The sequence below is a fragment of the Kistimonas scapharcae genome, assembly GCF_039540975.1.
Lineage (GTDB): Bacteria > Pseudomonadota > Gammaproteobacteria > Pseudomonadales > Endozoicomonadaceae > Kistimonas > Kistimonas scapharcae.
Map to the genome: position 1 here is coordinate 1 of NZ_BAABFL010000227.1, position 1078 is coordinate 1078.

The 1078-nt window shown below is 48.0% G+C and carries 1 pseudogene; it reads right to left on the reverse strand.

What is annotated here, in order from left to right:
• Positions 1–135 precede the first annotated feature (135 nt).
• Positions 136–1078, reverse strand: a pseudogene (locus ABD892_RS10570) (hypothetical protein); the annotation flags it as partial.

Here is a 1078-nt window from a genome sequence, read left to right on the forward strand (position 1 = left end):
TTTCCCGCTCAGAGGAGCTACACGACAAAGTCATCGGAGAATTCATCTCCAGAATGTGGTATCAACCGGTTTGAAACATGACCGAATTGTTCGAAACGCTAAAAACACATTAGCGACAGTGGTAAACATAAAAATTCAATAACGACACAAAAGCATTTCAACTTCTTCATTCAAAGACTTATTAACGAAAATAGCATTTTCATAACGTTTAACCCCCTGATAAGACTTCGCAAACGCTTCACCCATGGCATCAATCAATACTCGATTTTGCTGAAATAGCGACAAAGCCGTTTCGAGATCATTGGGTAAAGCCGTGATGCCAGCCTGCTTTTTTTCATCATCAGATAAACTTTCCGGATCGGTGAAACACTCACGTTTTAATGTCAGCCCATTACGCAAACCATCCAGTCCGGCAGCGATCACACCACCCAGCACAATATACGGATTGGCACTGGCATCGATCGTTTTCAGCTCAACGTGGGAAGGCGACACCTGCCCGGGCTGGCTGGGAATGCGTATCGCAGCTTCACGGTTATCCCACCCCCAGGCCGTGTAAGCGCCACTCCAGCAATGGGGCACTATGCGGCGAAACGAGTTACAGCTGGGCGTTGTTAATGCTGTCAATGATGGCAAGTGGTGCAGGATACCGGCAACAAAGTGTTCAGCCTGTGGAGAAAGCGCATGTTTTCCATCTTCGCCAGTTATGTTACAGCCGTCTTTCCACAGGCTGAAATGGAGATGCATCCCGGAACCACACTGATCCGCCAGAAGTTTGGGAAGAAACGAGGCCACATAACCATGGCGCCGGGCAATGGCATGCACGGTTTTCCGAAAAAACAGCTGATCATCAGCCGTTTTCAGGGTATCGCCATAATCCAGTGCCATTTCCAGCTGGCCCGGCCCACTCTCAGAATGAACAGTCCGCACCGAAATATTCTGTTTTTTCAGGCTCAGAAGAATATCACTGATAATGGGCTGCAGGAGTGAGAGTGCATAATCCCTTAAATCCCGCTTAACCTTGGGAATGTGAGCAAGCTGGCCGTACTTTTGGCAACAGAGTACAGTTTTTGCACAAAAC